The sequence below is a fragment of the Rhodococcus sp. Chr-9 genome, from assembly GCF_000801125.1.
Taxonomy (GTDB): domain Bacteria; phylum Actinomycetota; class Actinomycetes; order Mycobacteriales; family Mycobacteriaceae; genus Rhodococcus; species Rhodococcus pyridinivorans.
Genome location: NZ_JTIZ01000122.1, coordinates 416847 through 431549, shown reverse-complemented (window position 1 = coordinate 431549; position 14703 = coordinate 416847). Strand labels below are relative to the sequence as shown.

Here is a 14703-nt window from a genome sequence, read left to right as displayed (position 1 = left end):
GAGCGGGGGACGCGGGCTCGGCCTCCGAAGCCCTATTCGTCGCCTCCCGCAGGGGTCATCAGCCCGTCACCTTCGCGAAATCTGCCGGTTTTCTGCCGTTGACCTGCGGATTTGTGCGTTTCGTAGATGCTCGGCTACTGTTTTGAACCGCACCACGGAGAGCACGACGCCGAACGGTGCGAATGCGGATGTAGCGCAGCTGGTAGCGCATCACCTTGCCAAGGTGAGGGTCGCGGGTTCGAATCCCGTCATCCGCTCGAGAGGTTGGACTCGACCTTTTACGGTGGAGTGGCCGAGTGGTGAGGCAACGGCCTGCAAAGCCGTGCACACGGGTTCGATTCCCGTCTCCACCTCGCGCGATTAGCTCAGCGGGAGAGCGCTTCCCTGACACGGAAGAGGTCACTGGTTCAATCCCAGTATCGCGCACAGAAGATGAAGGCTCCCTTCGAATTTCGAAGGGAGCCTTCATTCGTTCGTGGAGACGCATTCGTTCGTGGAGACCGCCGATCGTCCGGGCCACCCGGTGAGAATCCGGCAACGGGTGATCCGGTGCGGAGGTATTCCCCCGCACCGGACCGGCGCGTCACGCGCCGAGCGTGTTGATCCCCGCGATCATCGCCCGCAGCGACGACTCGTTGCCGGTCTCGCCCGTGCCCATCACCCAGGTCGTGCGCTCGCCGGAGCGGCACAGCAGGAAGGTCGCGGACATCTCACCGAGGTCGTGGCGGTGGAACGACAGGATCTCGATGTTCAGCCCGAGGTCGTACAGCATCGCGGTCATCGCGGCGATCGGTCCGCAGGTCGTGGCGGATGCCGTATGGATCGTGTCGCCGATCGCGATCGTCGCCTCGAAGGCGCTGCGTCCCGCACCCAGGGCCGTCGCGGTCCAGCCACCGAGGCGGACCGGGCCGTGCTGCGCACCGTAGGTGGATTCGAACTCCGTCCAACTCATGCCGGAGGCTTCCTCGCGCAATCCCCGAGGAAGGCCGCGTCCGTAGCGGGCGAAGAACGGATCGGCATCAGGGGTGCCAGAGGGGAACATCGGAGCGAAACCCGAGAAGGAGGTGAAGGCGTTCATCGTTCGTAGTGGTCTTCCACGAGAAGGAAGGACCGACGCGTAGCTCAACGACCCGCAGCGAGGGGTCGGTCCGAATCAGACCCCGCTACGGCGGTGAACTACGAGTACGCGCTTCATAGCCGCGACGGTACAACGCACCGACATTTCGTGCAAGTCGCATCCACGGGACCGTGTGACGCAACCGTGACCACGGTCGCTGGAACCTGAGGGATCCCTCATGTAGCGTGGATGTTGCCATCCCCCCGATGGTGTCGAACCCCAGCCATGACCCCCCATCCAAGGCTGGGGTTCAGCCATATCCGGACCCTTCTCCGTCTCGCGTCCGGGCTCGTGTCTCCGTCTCGCATCGACACGCGGGGCACCTGCCGTATCGTCCCGTCCGAGTGCTTCACTGGTGTGCATGTCCATGCCACCACTCGAAGAAGCAGTCTCCGTCGACGAGGCGGGCATCTGGGACGCCGAGGCAATCGCTCAGGTCGCCGCCGCGACCTTCCCGCTCGCCTGCCCTCAGGACGCCGCCGAGGACGACATCGCCGACTTCATCGAGCGCACCCTCAGCGCGGAGAAGTTCGCCGAGTACCTGTCCTCCCCCGAACGCATCGTTCTCGAGGCGCGCGCGGGTGAGGAGATCGTCGGTTATCTGATGGCAGTGGACGCCGCTCCCGAGGATCCGGCGATCGACGCGATGATCACGGCGCGGCCGGCGATCGAGATCAGCAAGCTGTACGTGATGCCGGGCCATCACGGTTCCGGAATCTCTGCGGCGCTCATGGATGCGATCGTCGCGCGGGCCCACACACTCGGGCGTGTGGGCCTGTGGCTCGGCGTCAACCAGGAGAACACCCGCGCCCGGCGCTTCTACGAGAAGCAGGGCTTCGAGGTGGTGGGCACGCGCACGTTCGTCGTGGGGGCGCAGACGCACGACGATTTCGTCATGCAGCGCACCCTCCGAAGGGATGCCGGCCGGTGAGCCGGTGATGGGGTGGAGGTCGACCCGGCGCGCATGAGCGCCGGGTATCCGATCAGCCCGCGGCAACCTCGAATCGGGACAGCGCCAGCAGACGGGACGTCGCGCGCAGGTACTTCTTGCGGTAGCCGCCCGCGAGCATCTCGGGCGTGAAGATCTCGTCGAGCTTGGCGCCGGAGACCGTCACGGGGATGCTCGCGTCGTACATGCGGTCGGCGAGGACCACCAGACGTAGGGCCACCGACTGGTCCTTCGCCGGGTGCACACCCTCGAGGAAGACGGCGGGGACACCCTCGACGAGCTTGCCGTAACGGGACGGGTGCAGCGTGCTCAGGTGCGCGCACAGCTCGTCGAAGTCGTCGAGCGTCGCACCCGGAATCGCGTCGGCGCGCTCGGTGAGCTCTGCCGAGTCGACCGGATCGGGTGCAGGCGGCAGGTCGCGGTGACGGTAGTCGGGGCCGTCGACGCGGATGGTCTCGAAGATCGACGCGAGCTTCTTGATCTCGCGCAGGAAGTCCTGTGCCGCGAACCGTCCCTCACCCAGCTGGCCGGGGAGCGTGTTGGAGGTCGCGACGATCGAGACGCCGCGGGCCGACAGTTCGGTCAGCAGGCGCGAGACGAGCATGGTGTCGCCCGGATCGTCGAGTTCGAACTCGTCGATGCACAGCACGCTGTGGTTCGACAGCTCCTCGACGGCCTTGTTGAACCCGAGGGCGCCGACGACGTGGGTGAGCTCGACGAACGTGCCGAAGGCCTTGGGCGCGGGTGCGCTGTGGAAGATCGAGGCGAGCAGGTGGGTCTTGCCCACGCCGAAGCCGCCGTCGAGGTAGAGGCCGGCCCCCTGCGGCTGGGAGCGGCGGCCGAACAGGCCGCGCTTGCCGCCGCGGATCTTCCCGATCTTGCCGACGAACTCCGCAGCGGTCGTCACCGCGGCCGCCTGGCTCGGCTCGTTCGGATCCGGAATGTACGACTCGAAGCTCACCTCGTCGAACATCGCGGGGGGCACCATCTGCGCCACCAACTGGTCTGCAGGCACCACCGGATTGCGGTCGACGAGACGTTCGTGCATCAGCCCAGGGTACGACCGCATCATGCTCGGATCCTCACTCGAATCCGGAATGCGACCTACTTCACACGGCGTTCACCTCGGCGTCATGCACCGGGAGGACACTTCGGATCGGCCGCTCGACCACCGGTTGCGCGCGGCCGCCGGTGAACCTGGCAGGCTGTGCGCATGCGCAGATCGGGAGTGATCGCCGCGATGTTGATCACGGTTGCCGCGGCGTCGACCGCGTGCGGAGCAGGACCGTCGATACGTCCCGACGTCGCCGTGGTGCGCGACGATCCCGGTGTCGCCGTCGACGGGACCCCGCAGGACGAGACCGAGGTACCCGAACTTCCGGTGCCGTCGGCCGAACCGGCGTGGCGGAACTGCACGGACGAGACGCTCTCCTCGTTCGACGCACCGCCGGGTGCCCAGGGCCTCGTTCTCGAGTGCGCGGAGGTCGTCGCCCCGATCGATGCGGCCGGCACCGTGACGGGCACCTTCCCGCTGGCAGTCATGCGCGCACGACTGCCCGACACCCCCACCGACGTGGCGCCGCTGGTTCTCACGACCGGCGCCGACGTCGCGTCGACGCGCGCACTGACCGCCATGGCGACCGGCGCGATGTCGGGTGCACTGGCGATGCGTCCGATCGTCGCGGTGGATCGGCGCGGGATCGGCAACTCGCTCGCGATCGACTGCATCTTTCCTGCTGATCGTCGCGGTCTCGGCGATCTCGGACAATTCGGCCGCACCGGCGATGCACCCGAACGCGTCGCCGATCTGGGTCGTCAGGCGACCGTCTCGTGCACCGACTACCTGCAGCCGCAGCAGCTGATGTTCGGCGCATCACACGCCGCCGACGACATCGAACGCCTCCGGCAGGCATGGGGCGTGGACCGGATCGGTCTCCTCGGGGTGGGGAACGGTGCGACGGTCGCGCTCGCCTACGCCGCCGCCTATCCGGGCGCGGTCGGCCGTCTCGTCCTCGACTCCCCCGCCGCGGCCACCGCCGACGCCGAACTCATGGCCGAGTCGCAGGCCCGCGGCGCGGAGGCCGCCGTCGATGCCTTCGCCCGGCAGTGCACCGCCCTCGACTGCGCCCTGGGCGACGATCCGCGCGCGGCGATCGAGGATCTGCACGAGCAGGCCACCGAGGGTGAACTCGCGCCGGTCTCGGCCAATTCCTTCCTCACGGCGCTGACGGGTGTCCTCGGCACGCCGCGCGCCGATCTGCAGGCCCGCGTCCGTGAGGTGGCGGACGTCCTCGCAGCCGCGCGGGACGGCGATGTCATGCCGCTCATCGAACTGGTCGGTGTGGCCGAGGAGAGGCTCTCGACGGACGGTCAGTTCGTCGCCCGGTGCAGCGACGGACAGCGCTGGCCGACCCCGACCCACGCGGGCGATCTCGCCCGGAGTTGGTCCACCCTCTATCCGCTGTACGGCGCGGATCTGGCGACGGGCCTGACGGCATGTGCGGCGTGGCCGAGCCTGCCTCCCCCGCCGCTGCCGGCGGCGCTCGACGTGCCCGTGCTCGTCTCCTCGGGGGCCGCGGACCCGGTCGTGGGCAATGCCGGCGTGGAGTCGGTGACCGGTGTGCTCACCGCAGGCGGTATCGCCTGGGCGTCACTGTCGTGGCAGGGTGCCGGTTACTCGGCGGTCCTGCACTCGGGATGCGTGCAGGCGCGGGTGGAGACCTATCTGTCCGACGGAGAACTTCCACCCAACGGGAGCCTGTGCCCCGCGTGACGTTCCCCGGTCGGGGGCAGGGCGTGTGCACGGGTCCGCAGGCCCGCGGTGTACCGTGCCGTAGTGTTCCTCAGAAGTCTCGAACCCCGGACCGCACGCACGACCGCCGAGGTGGTCAAGGCTGTGGTGTGGCCCCTGGCCATACTGACGGTTCTGCACCGGGTCGTAATCAAAGCGGTCAACGGGTTCCGGACGGACGACTTCACCCCGGTCTACAACGCCGCGCTGGCCTTCCTCAACCGCCGGCCGGTGTACACCGCCGAGTTCCAGTGGGTCGATCCCCACTACCTCTATCCGCCTTCCGGCACGTTGTTGATCGCCCCGATCGCGGTGATCGACCCCGAGCGGTCGCGGTGGTTGTTCATCCTCGCCAATGCGATCGCGATCCTCGTCGCGCTCTACCTGTTGCTGCGCATGTTCGGTCTGCGACTCGATTCGCCGATCGCGCCGGTGCTGGTCTTCGCCGCGTTCGCGTCCGAGACGGTGACGAACACGCTCGTCTTCACGAACATCAACGGTCTCGTCCTGCTCGGCGAGATCGCGTTCCTGACGCTGCTGCTCAAACGACGTGATCTGTGGGCGGGGGCTGCGCTCGGCCTGACCTTCGCCGTCAAACCGATCCTCGCTCCCCTGCTGTTGCTCCCGCTCGTGCGCGGACAGTGGAAGGTCTTCATCACCGCCGCGGGTGTCCCGATCGCGCTGACGATCATCGCGTGGCCCCTGTCGGTCGACGCGTGGCAGTTCGTCGAGCACACCGTGCCGTACCTGCTCGAGTCCCGCGACTACTTCAACAGCGCGATCGTCGGCAACGGCATGTACTACGGGCTCCCGGCCTGGCTGATCTTCGGTCTGCGGGCGGTGCTCGCGGTGATGGTCGCGGTGTCGGTGTGGTTGCTCTACCGCTACTGCCGCCACGACGAGGTGTTCTTCGTGTGCACCGCCGGCGGTGTGTTGCTCGCGGCTTCGTTCCTGCTCGGATCGCTCGGCCAGATGTACTACTCGATGATGCTGTTCCCTCTGCTGATGACGGTGCTGCTGCCGAACTCCGTGATGCGGAACTGGCCCGCCTGGCTCGCCGTCTACGGCTTCCTGAGCTACGACTCGTGGCTGTCGAACCGGTGGGTGGAGGCCGGGCGCGCGGCGGAGTACATGAAGACAACCTTCGGCTGGTCGCTGCTGCTCATCGTCGTCTTCGCCGTCCTGCTCGACCGTTACCTCGTCGCGAAGCGCGAAGGGCGCCTGGCAGACGGCATCGAGCCGTCGCACCTGCTCGAGGAGAAGCAGCCCGCACGGACGTGATCGTCCGTGCCGGTGCAGACGTGACGCGCGCGCCGAGCGCGGTTAGCGTGGAGATCATGACGTCTGCTCCTCGATCCGAACCCGCACCCAAGGTCGTCCACACCGACGAGGAATGGCGCGCGAAGCTCACTCCCGCCGAATTCGCCGTGTTGCGTCAGGCCGGCACCGAGCGTCCCTTCGTCGGCGAGTACACCGACACCGAGACCGAGGGCATCTACGAATGCCGCGCGTGCGGTGCCGAACTGTTCCGCAGCACCGAGAAGTTCCACTCCCACTGCGGGTGGCCGTCGTTCTTCGACCCCGCCGACTCCGACGCCGTGATCCTGCGCGAGGACAACTCGCTGGGCATGCGGCGCATCGAGGTGGTGTGCGCGACGTGCCACAGCCATCTCGGGCACGTCTTCGAGGGCGAGGGTTACCCGACGCCCACCGACAAGCGGTACTGCATCAACTCGATCTCCCTGCGCCTGGTTCGGTCGGAGTGATCCCGGCCGCGGCCAGCGCGGTCCACAGTGCGTCGTGCCGCTCGGTGGTCGGTGTCGGTTCGACGAGTTCGAACGCGCATCCGATCGACCGGGCGGCACCGTCCGCCTTCTCGCTGTCGCCGATCATCAGCGTCCGTCGCGGGTCGACACCGAGTCTGTCGACGGCGTGGCGGAAGATCTCCGGTTCGGGCTTGACGGCGCCCACTTCGAAGGACAGCGCGAACACCGACACGAGGTCGTCGATACCGAGCCGCGCGAAGGCCGGCCGCAGGTCGAAGGCGATGTTGCTCACCACGCCGACGGCGATCCCGTCTCCAGCGAGCGCCTCGATGACGGGGACGGTGTCGGGATAGACGGTCCAGCAGTCGGGGTCGGTCACCTTCTCGTAGAGCGCCTGTGCCTGTTCGGGATCGGCCACGCCCGATCTGCGCAGCACCGTCAGGTAGGCCTCGCGGTGCCAGCGCGGTTCGCGGTCGCGGTTGGTCCACGCGTGGTGCTCGTCGGCGTCCATCTCGACGGGCTGCCCGACGGGTTGCGTCAGCCGCCGCATGAGTTCGGCCTGCCGGTGCACGTCGAAGGGTCTGCCCTCGTGGTCGGTGACGTCCGCGAGCCAGCTCTCGTCCTCCTCGAGCCGGAACAGGGTGCCGGAGAAGTCGAACAGGACGGCATCGAAGGGGGTCTCGGCCATGTCCCGAGGCTAACGGCTGAGCGACAGTGGCAGGTCGGCTCGGCTAGATCTCCTCGAGCAGTCGCATCGCCGCCATCGCGGCGGGCCGGCCGCTCGCAGGGAATGTCCCGATGCGGACCGAGTCATGTGCCGCGAGGCTACTGACCGAGGGGCCGGTTTGCCACAATGTCTCGCATGGCTGAGACGGGTACGAGAATCCGGCGACACACGAAGCTGTCCGTCGTCGGCGCCGGGAGCGTCGGTACCGCGGTGGCGTATGCATGTCTACTCAGGGGTTCGGCAGACGCGATCGCGCTGTTCGACACGAACTCCGCGAAGGTGCGCGCGGAGGTCCTGGACCTGAACCACGGCACGCAGTTCGCGCCGTCGTGCCGGATCGAGGGCAGCGACGACATCGCGGTCACCGCCGGTTCCGATCTGATCGTCGTGACCGCGGGGGCCAAGCAGCATCCCGGCCAGTCGCGTCTGGATCTCGCGGCGGCGAACGTCGCCCTGACACGGGACCTGACTCCCGGCCTGCTGTCCGTCTCCCCCGATGCAGTGATCGTCTTCGTCAGTAATCCGGTCGACATCGTCACCCGCGCCGCGATCGCGGCGACCGGCGTCTCGGACGGCCGGATCTTCGGGTCGGGCACGGTGCTCGATTCCGGCCGGCTGCGGTATCTGCTCGCCCACCGCGCCGACGTCGCGGTCGAGAACGTTCACGCGTTCGTCGTGGGGGAACACGGCGACTCGGAGGTCGCCCTGTGGTCGAGTGCGACGATCGGCGGCGTGCCGGTGGAGTCCTTCGCCGTCGACGGACGACCCGTCTTCGGACCGGACACCCGCGCCGAACTCTTCGAGGAGGTCGTGCGCAGCGCCTACGAGATCATCCGCGGCAAGGGCGCCACGAATCTCGCGATCGGACTGTCGAGTGCCCGCATCGTGGAGGCCGTGCTGCGGAACCAGCGCCGGGTGCTCGCGGTGTCGACGCTGCAAACCGGGCGGCACGGTCTGCAGGACGTCTGCCTCTCGCTTCCCACCGTCGTCGACGCGCGCGGCGCGCACACCGTGCTCGATGTGCCGTTGTCGTCGGAGGAGGAAGCGGGGCTGGCCGCCTCCGCGGCCACCCTGCGTGAGGTCCAGTCGTCACTCGGACTGTGACCGCTCAGCGCTGCCGGACGACCGGCGGATCGTAGGCCCGGATGGGCGGCAACTCGCCGTCGAACCGCTCGATGTCGACGAGCACGTGCTGCCCCGTGCATCCGTGCGACAGCGACGACGTGCCGACGTCGGGGGTGAGCACGTTCGCGTTCCCGTGCACGCACATCGATCCTGGATCGGACGGATCCAGCGGGTCGTACCAGGCTCCCGTCGCGAGCTGGACGACGTTCGGCAGCAGACCGTCGTCGAGGACCACCCCGGCGAGGCACGAACCACGATCGTTGAAGACGCGGACGATGTCGCCGGCTTCCAGACCTCGCGCGGCAGCGTCGTCGGGACGCATCCGGATAGGTTCACGGCCACGGATCTTCGACGCCTGGCTCACCGAGCCGTGATCGAGCTGCCCGTGCAGGCGCGTGGCCGGCTGATTGGCGATCAGGTGCAGTGGGAACCGTTCGACCCGCGGGGAGCCGAGCCATTCGTCGGGTTCGTACCAGGTGGGGTGCCCGGCGCAGTCGTCGTAGCCGAACGAGTCGATATCGGCGGAGAAGATCTCGAGCAGTCCGCTGGGAGTCCGCAGCGGGTTCGCCGCGGGATCGGACCGGAAGTCCTCGAAGAGGGTCAGATCGTCCTCGGTCCGCATCCGGACCGGTCCGCCGTACCAGAAGTCGTCGAAGGGCGGCGGGTCCTCGGTGCGCCGGTCGTCGGCGAGGACGAAACCGCGCCACTGCTCGTAGAGGTGTTCGAGCCACTCCCGGGAGGTCCGGCCCTCGGTGAACTGCTCGCCGAAGCCGAGGCGGTGGGCGAGAGCGGTGCAGGTGTCGTAGTCGTCGCGGGCGTCGGCGAAGCGTGGGACGGCAGCCTGCATCGCGACGAGCAGCGGATCGTTGCGCGTGCACGTCAGGTCGTCGCGCTCGAGCGCCGTGGTCGACGGCACGACGATGTCGGCGTGCTTGGCCATCGGCGTCCAGTACGGGTCGTGGACGACGATCGTGTCGGGCCGCTGCAGGGCGCGGCGGAGCCGGCCGATGTCCTGGTGGTGGTGGAAGGGATTGCCACCCGCCCAGTACACGAGCCGGATGTCCGGGAAGGTCAGGCGACGGCCGTCGTAGTCGAACTGCTCCCCCGGTCGCAACAGCAGGTCGGAGATCGCGGCGACGGGGATGAAGTCCTCGACGTCGTTGTTGCCCTGGAACAGGGTGGGCAGCGGATACGGGACGGGCGCGAGACCGGGTTCGTTCATCGAACCGTAGCCGTGGCCGAAACCGCCCCCGGGAACGCCGAGTTGGCCGAGCATCGCGGCGAGGGTCACGCCCGCCCAGGGCGCCTGCTCGCCGTGCCGCACGCGTTGCAGCGACCATGTGACCGACACCAGGGTGCGGCCACGGGCCATGCGTCGCGCGAGGTCGACGAGGGTTCCGGCCGGGATGCCCGACAGTCCGGCGGCCCACTCGGGGGTCTTCGGGACGCCGTCGGTGCGGCCGAGCAGGTACTCCTCGAAGCGGTCGTAACCGGTGCAGTAGCGGTCGAGGAACTCACGGTCGGCCAGACCCTCGGTGGCCAGGACATAACCGAGGGCGAGCATGATCGCGACGTCGGTGCCCGGCCGGGGCGCGAGCCACTCGTGCTCACCGTGCACGTCGCTGCGGATCGGGCTGAACGAGACGATCCGTCCGCCGCGGGCCCGCATCCGGTCGAGGGCGTCGCGGGTGGGGTGATCGCTCGTGCCGCCGTCGTTGACGGCGGTGTTCTTCAGCGGGATCCCGCCGAAGCACACCATCAGATCGGTCTCGCGGGCGATGACCTCCCAGGAGGTCGAGCGCGCGAACAGTTTCCAGTGGGTGCCTACGACGTGCGGCATGATCACGCCGGTCGCGCCGAGCGAGTAGGAGTGCACCGAGCGGGTGTAGCCGCCGAACATCTTCAGGAAGCGGTGCACCTGGCTCTGTGCGTGGTGGAACCGGCCCGGGGCGGACCAGCCGTAGGAGCCGCCGAAGATCGCCCGGTTGCCGTGCCGGTCCTTTACGCGCTGCAGTTCGCCCGCGAGGATCTCGGTGAGTTCGTCCCACGAGACCGCGACGTACTCGTCGTCGCCGCGTCGTGTGCTCGGTCCCGGTCCGTTCTCGAGCCAGCCGCGACGGACGGCCGGACCGGCGATGCGAGCACGGTGCCGCACCGATCCGGGGATGTTCCCGAGGATCGGTGAGGGGTCGCGGTCCCCGGCGTAGGGCCGCACGGCGACGACCTCGCCGTCGCGTGCCTGCGCCGAGAACATCCCCCAGTGCGCCATCTGGGAGAACAGACGACCTTCTCCCTCGGGTGGCACCGCGCTCGTCGAGGTCACGTCAGGGCAGCGACGCGACGAGGGCTTCGACGTCGACCCGCGGTCCGGTGAAGAAGGGGGTCTCCTCCCGGACGTGCAGGCGCGCGTCGGTGGCACGCAGGTCGCGCATGAGATCGACGATGCGGTGCAGTTCCGGCGCCTCGAAGGCGAGGATCCACTCGTAGTCGCCGAGCGCGAAGGCCGGAACGGTGTTGGCGCGGACATCGGGGTAGCCGCGGGCCGCCATGCCGTGGTCGGCGAGCATCTTGCGACGCTGCTCGTCGGGCAGGAGGTACCACTCGTAGGACCGCACGAAGGGGTACACGCACACGTAGTTGCCCGGCTCCTCCCCCGCGATGAAGGCGGGCAGGTGGCTCTTGTTGAACTCCGCGGGTCGGTGCAGTGCGGTGTTCGACCAGACCGGGGTGCTCGCGCGGCCGAGGATCGTGGTGCGCCGGAAGTCGGCGTACAGCTTCTGCAGATCCTCGATGTGCTCGGCGTGCGTCCAGATCATGAAATCGGCGTCCGCGCGGGTGCCGGCCACATCGTAGATACCGCGCACGATCACGTCGGTGTCGTCGAAGCGGGCGAAGAACGCTTTCGCGTCCTCGATCGCCGCGGCGCGGTCGTCGCCGAGGACGCCGGGCCGGACCTGGAAGACCGACCACATCGTGTAACGGAGGGTGGAATTGAGCTTGTCGTAGTCGAGACGTGCCATGACGTTCATCCTTCCATTCGTGCAGTCAGGCGTGCGGCTGCAGCCGTGCCTGTTGCGACACATGCGGGTACACCCACACCGTGCAGCATCGCGCCGGCGACCTCGAGTCCGTCGATCCCTGCGATCTCGGCCTCGAAGGCGGCGACGATCTCGCCGTGGTGTTCGCGGTACTGCGGCAGCCCGCCGTGCCACCGCTGCACGAAGGCGGCCACCGGTTCGGCGTCGACTCCGGTGACGGTCGCGAGATCCGCGCGGGCCAGCGCAATCAGGTCGGCCTCGGACGCGTCGACGAGCGCGTCGTCGCCGAACCGTCCGAACGACGCACGCGCGAGTGCGACGGGACGTTCGGCGAGGTGCGGCCACTTGCGGCTCGACAGCGTGAAGGCCTTCGCCGACAGTTCCTCCCCCGTCGCGACGAGGATCCCGGAGTTCTGCGGCAGGCCGGCGTCGTGCGGCAACGCGAGCGCGACCACCACCGACGAGGCGAGCGGGATCTGCGCGACGCACTGCGCGGCGGATCGGACACTGTCGGAGAGCAGCCGGGCGGCGTCCGGGGCGGGCACGGCGAGCACCACACCGTCGACCTCGCCGAGCGGATCGACCGACCACCGGCCACCGCTGCGCTTCAGTCCGGATGCGGCTGTGCCGTAGAGGAACTCGGCGTCGGCCTCACGGACGAGGGCTTGGATCAGCACGCCGTAGCCCTCGCGCAGCGTCCCGAAGACCGGGGCGTCCGACTTCGGGGGCAGAGCGCGGGCGACGGCGTCGCTCAGGCTCGTCGCGCCGGCGTCGAGGGCCGCGGCGAGCGTCGGGACGGTGGCACGGACACCCGCGGTGTCGGACAGCCCCGAGTACACCCCACCGAGCAGCGGGTCGACGCTGCGCTGCACCACCTGCTCACCGAAGCGGGATCGGACGAGATCCGCGACGGAGACGTCGGAGTCCCGGTCCCAGTGGAACGGCACTGTGGGTTCGGCGGCAATGCGCGCCAGGGTCTCGTCGTCGACGAGACCCTCCACGGCCTGCGCCGAGGCGGGGATGCCCATGAGCGTGCCCGCCGGCAGCGGATGCAGTCGCGCGTCGGCGTACAGGAGCGGACGGGCAGCCGAGGGGTGGACGATGTGGGCGCTCAGGCCGAGTTCCTCGACGAGCGCGACCACCTCGGGTCGGCGTGCGATGAACGCCTCGGCGCCGACGTCGACAGGATCACCCGCGAGCGGGACCGTGCGGAGCTTGCCGCCGAGCCGCGACGATCGCTCGAGCACGACGATGCGGGCGGCGGCGCCGAGCGAACGACGCAGCCGATACGCGGCGACGAGCCCGCTGATCCCACCGCCGACGACCGCGACCGTCGGCGGGGTCACAGCGAATGCACCAGCTCGACCACTCGGGTGATGGCATCGGGATCGGTGTCGGGCAGCACGCCGTGACCGAGATTGAAGATGTGTCCGATGGCGCCGGCCTCGAGAGCACGGTCGGCCTCGGCGACGATGCGGCGCACCTCGCGTTCGACGACCTCCCGGCCCGCGAACAGAATCGCGGGGTCGAGGTTGCCCTGCAGGGCCTTGCCGGGGCCGACGCGGGTCGCGGCGACGTCGAGCGGGATGCGCCAGTCGACGCCGACCACGTCGGCGCCCGCCTCACCCATGGCGCCGAGGAGCTCACCGGTGCCGACACCGAAGTGGATGCGCGGCACCCCCGCACCGGCGATCTCGGCGAAGACACGCTCGGAGTGCGGCAGGACGTACTCGCGGTAGTCGGCGAGCGAGAGGGCACCGGCCCACGAGTCGAAGAGCTGGACGGCGTCGACACCGGCACCGATCTGCGCGCGCAGGAAGGCGATGGCGACGTCGGTGAGCTTGCCGAGGAGGGCGTGCCAGGTCTTCGGGTCGGCGTGCATGAGCGCCTTGGTGCGCTCGTGGTTGCGGCTCGGGCCGCCTTCGACGAGATATGAGGCCAAGGTGAAGGGCGCGCCCGCGAACCCGATGAGCGGGGTGTCGCCGAGTTCGCGGGTCAGCAGACCGACCGCGCGGGCGACCGCTCCGACCTCTTCGGCCTCGAGGGTCGGCAGCGCGGTGACGTCGGCGGCGGTGCGGACGGGGTTCGCGACGACCGGGCCCGTGCCGGCGACGATGTCGAGGTCGATCCCGGCGGCCTTGAGCGGGACGACGATGTCGGAGAAGAGGATGGCGGCGTCGACCTTGTGCCGCCGCACCGGCTGCATCGTGATCTCGCAGACCAGTTCGGGGTCGAAGCACGATTCGAGCATGCCGATCCCGGCCCGGATCTCCCGGTACTCGGGCAGGGAGCGGCCGGCCTGGCGCATGAACCACACGGGCCGGTGGGCCGGCTTCTCACCGCGCGCGGCCGCCAGCAGGGGCGCATGGGGCAGGATCCTCCGCGCGGGGTACTCCGCGGGCACCGCAGATCCGACGTTCGTGTTCTCCAAGCCGGTCATCGATCCTCGTTCTTCGGGCACTGCGCGCCGTCGCGCAGGGCAGCGTCTGCCGGGTCGCACACAGGACGTGTGGTCCGGACCCGCTGCCCATGCTGCCACGCCCGTGCCGTTCGCCGGAATCGGCGCGCCTCCCGCGTGCGGTGCGTCACCGGCACTAACCTCCGCCTGGTGACCACCTCGCCCGCCGAGCCGGCCCGCTTCCGTTCCGCAGTCGATGCGATGAACGCGGCCACCGTGCGCCCGGAGATCGAGGTCGGGCCGATCCGACCCCCGCAACGGCTCGCCCCCTACAGCTACGCACTGGGCGCCGAGGTCCTGCACGACGAGACGGACCGGGTGCCCGAGCAATCCGAGGGCGACGCGTTCGGCCGCCTCATCCTTCTCTACGACCCCGACGGCGACGAGGCGTGGCACGGGACCACCCGGCTCGTCTCGTACATCCAGGCCGACGTCGACGAGAGCCTGGCAGCGGACTCGCTGCTGCCGGAGGTCGCGTGGAGTTGGCTCGTCGACGCCCTCGCCGCGCACGGTGAACCGCTCACGGCGCTCGGCGGCACGGTGACCGCGACGACCTCCGTACGGTTCGGGGACATCGCGGGCCCGGGACGCGCCCACCAACTGGAACTGCGCGCGTCGTGGACTCCGCAGTCCGACATGCTGACCCTGCACGTGGAGGCGTTCTGCGACGTCCTCGCATATGCCGCGGGTCTGCCTCCGGCGGGGGTCGCGCGACTCCAGCGGTGAAAACCT

13 protein-coding genes and 3 tRNA genes are annotated in these 14703 nt (G+C 69.2%); 9 read left to right on the top strand and 7 right to left on the bottom strand.

Annotated features, from left to right (window positions below):
- The first annotated feature begins 184 nt into the window (after positions 1 to 184).
- From QR64_RS21125 to QR64_RS21115, 3 genes are all read left to right on the top strand, one after another.
- A tRNA-Gly gene (locus QR64_RS21125) sits at positions 185 to 257 on the top strand.
- A gap of 25 nt (positions 258 to 282) precedes the next feature.
- Positions 283 to 353: transfer RNA gene (locus QR64_RS21120), tRNA-Cys, on the top strand.
- 1 nt (position 354) lies between these two features.
- A tRNA-Val gene (locus QR64_RS21115) sits at positions 355 to 426 on the top strand.
- Positions 427 to 583: 157 nt separating this feature from the next.
- On the opposite strand, the gene QR64_RS21110 is transcribed toward QR64_RS21115, so the two are convergent.
- Positions 584 to 1078 carry a 2-isopropylmalate synthase gene (locus QR64_RS21110; RefSeq protein WP_006551375.1) on the bottom strand — a complete coding sequence of 165 codons (495 nt, stop codon included), beginning with the start codon at positions 1076 to 1078 and terminating at the stop codon, positions 584 to 586.
- 400 nt (positions 1079 to 1478) lie between these two features.
- On the opposite strand from QR64_RS21110, the gene QR64_RS21105 reads away from it, so the two are divergent.
- Entirely contained in the window at positions 1479 to 2048 is a 570-nt protein-coding gene (locus QR64_RS21105) for a GNAT family N-acetyltransferase (RefSeq protein ID WP_006551374.1), read from the top strand.
- A gap of 52 nt (positions 2049 to 2100) precedes the next feature.
- Here the strand turns inward: QR64_RS21105 and zapE are convergent, their stop codons facing one another.
- A complete protein-coding gene (gene zapE / locus QR64_RS21100; protein ID WP_006551373.1) occupies positions 2101 to 3114 on the bottom strand; it encodes a cell division protein ZapE in 1014 nt (337 codons plus the stop codon).
- A gap of 165 nt (positions 3115 to 3279) precedes the next feature.
- Between zapE and QR64_RS21095 the strand changes: the two genes are divergently transcribed.
- The 3 genes from QR64_RS21095 to msrB all read left to right on the top strand — a co-directional run bounded on the left by QR64_RS21095 (position 3280) and on the right by msrB (position 6623).
- Positions 3280 to 4839 (top strand): alpha/beta fold hydrolase, encoded by a 1560-nt coding sequence (locus QR64_RS21095; RefSeq protein ID WP_033096718.1) that lies wholly within the window; start codon positions 3280 to 3282, stop codon positions 4837 to 4839.
- A 63-nt stretch (positions 4840 to 4902) separates the two neighbouring features.
- Positions 4903 to 6138 carry a glycosyltransferase family 87 protein gene (locus QR64_RS21090; protein ID WP_230809471.1) on the top strand — a complete coding sequence of 412 codons (1236 nt, stop codon included), beginning with the start codon at positions 4903 to 4905 and terminating at the stop codon, positions 6136 to 6138.
- Positions 6139 to 6194: 56 nt separating this feature from the next.
- Positions 6195 to 6623, top strand: a complete 429-nt coding sequence (msrB, locus tag QR64_RS21085; protein WP_033096717.1) for a peptide-methionine (R)-S-oxide reductase MsrB — start codon at positions 6195 to 6197, stop codon at positions 6621 to 6623.
- Here the strand turns inward: msrB and QR64_RS21080 are convergent.
- Entirely contained in the window at positions 6586 to 7311 is a 726-nt protein-coding gene (locus QR64_RS21080) for an HAD family hydrolase (protein WP_019289229.1), read from the bottom strand. The two genes, msrB and QR64_RS21080, sit on opposite strands and share 38 nt — an antisense overlap.
- A 174-nt stretch (positions 7312 to 7485) precedes the next feature.
- Between QR64_RS21080 and QR64_RS21075 the strand changes: the two genes are divergently transcribed.
- The gene (locus QR64_RS21075) at positions 7486 to 8454 is read left to right on the top strand and encodes an L-lactate dehydrogenase (protein ID WP_006551368.1); all 969 of its coding nucleotides are present in this window, start codon (positions 7486 to 7488) and stop codon (positions 8452 to 8454) included.
- A 4-nt stretch (positions 8455 to 8458) separates the two neighbouring features.
- Here the strand turns inward: QR64_RS21075 and QR64_RS21070 are convergent, their stop codons facing one another.
- From QR64_RS21070 to hemE, 4 genes are read right to left on the bottom strand one after another with little or no spacing between them, the layout of a single operon-like run.
- Positions 8459 to 10744: a molybdopterin-dependent oxidoreductase gene (locus QR64_RS21070; RefSeq protein ID WP_039587383.1), complete on the bottom strand. Its 2286-nt coding sequence runs from the start codon at positions 10742 to 10744 to the stop codon at positions 8459 to 8461.
- 55 nt (positions 10745 to 10799) lie between these two features.
- On the bottom strand, positions 10800 to 11495 hold the full coding sequence (gene hemQ / locus QR64_RS21065) for a hydrogen peroxide-dependent heme synthase (protein WP_024100734.1): 696 nt from the start codon (positions 11493 to 11495) through the stop codon (positions 10800 to 10802).
- Between the two features lie 5 nt (positions 11496 to 11500).
- On the bottom strand, positions 11501 to 12859 hold the full coding sequence (locus QR64_RS21060; RefSeq protein WP_019289226.1) for a protoporphyrinogen oxidase: 1359 nt from the start codon (positions 12857 to 12859) through the stop codon (positions 11501 to 11503).
- Positions 12856 to 13953 carry a uroporphyrinogen decarboxylase gene (gene hemE / locus QR64_RS21055; protein ID WP_039587069.1) on the bottom strand — a complete coding sequence of 366 codons (1098 nt, stop codon included), beginning with the start codon at positions 13951 to 13953 and terminating at the stop codon, positions 12856 to 12858. Before hemE ends, QR64_RS21060 begins: the two co-directional genes overlap by 4 nt.
- A 168-nt stretch (positions 13954 to 14121) precedes the next feature.
- Between hemE and QR64_RS21050 the strand changes: the two genes are divergently transcribed.
- The gene (locus QR64_RS21050; protein WP_033096715.1) at positions 14122 to 14697 is read left to right on the top strand and encodes a DUF3000 domain-containing protein; all 576 of its coding nucleotides are present in this window, start codon (positions 14122 to 14124) and stop codon (positions 14695 to 14697) included.
- Positions 14698 to 14703 lie beyond the last annotated feature (6 nt).

Coding starts and splice junctions, on each gene's coding strand:
- QR64_RS21110 (WP_006551375.1), bottom strand. CDS start 1,078: ATGAACGCCTTCACCTCCTTCTCGGGTTTCGCTCCGATGTTCCCCTCT.
- QR64_RS21105 (WP_006551374.1), top strand. CDS start 1,479: ATGTCCATGCCACCACTCGAAGAAGCAGTCTCCGTCGACGAGGCGGGC.
- zapE (WP_006551373.1), bottom strand. CDS start 3,114: ATGCACGAACGTCTCGTCGACCGCAATCCGGTGGTGCCTGCAGACCAG.
- QR64_RS21095 (WP_033096718.1), top strand. CDS start 3,280: ATGCGCAGATCGGGAGTGATCGCCGCGATGTTGATCACGGTTGCCGCG.
- msrB (WP_033096717.1), top strand. CDS start 6,195: ATGACGTCTGCTCCTCGATCCGAACCCGCACCCAAGGTCGTCCACACC.
- QR64_RS21080 (WP_019289229.1), bottom strand. CDS start 7,311: ATGGCCGAGACCCCCTTCGATGCCGTCCTGTTCGACTTCTCCGGCACC.
- QR64_RS21075 (WP_006551368.1), top strand. CDS start 7,486: ATGGCTGAGACGGGTACGAGAATCCGGCGACACACGAAGCTGTCCGTC.
- QR64_RS21070 (WP_039587383.1), bottom strand. CDS start 10,744: ATGGCGCACTGGGGGATGTTCTCGGCGCAGGCACGCGACGGCGAGGTC.
- hemQ (WP_024100734.1), bottom strand. CDS start 11,495: ATGGCACGTCTCGACTACGACAAGCTCAATTCCACCCTCCGTTACACG.
- hemE (WP_039587069.1), bottom strand. CDS start 13,953: ATGACCGGCTTGGAGAACACGAACGTCGGATCTGCGGTGCCCGCGGAG.